Here is a 261-nt window from a genome sequence, read left to right as displayed (position 1 = left end):
CTGGGCCTTTGCCGACGGCAACCTGGGCTGGAACGGCGATGAGCTGCGCTACGTGGCGCTGGCGGTGACCCTGCTGTCGGCGTTGCTGATGGTCAGCCGGATCCGCTTCTGGAGCTTCAAGGGCGGCGAGAAGGGCCCGCGTGCCGATCGCGTGCGCTTCCTCCAGCTGGCGATGGTGGTGCTCGTGCTGGCCATCGTGGCGATCGAGCCGGCGCGCACGCTGTTCGCGATCGGTGTGGTCTATGCCCTGTCCGGCCCGGC

Annotated in this window: 1 protein-coding gene; it reads left to right on the top strand. The window is 69.3% G+C overall.

The window, feature by feature from the left end; genetic code table 11:
- On the top strand, positions 1-261 hold a 261-nt coding region (locus SB822_RS58365; RefSeq protein WP_410859279.1), incomplete at both ends, for a hypothetical protein.

The sequence above is a fragment of the Paraburkholderia sp. SIMBA_054 genome (assembly GCF_046534875.1).
Taxonomy (GTDB): domain Bacteria; phylum Pseudomonadota; class Gammaproteobacteria; order Burkholderiales; family Burkholderiaceae; genus Paraburkholderia; species Paraburkholderia hospita.
This window is presented reverse-complemented; position numbering and strand designations above follow the sequence as displayed.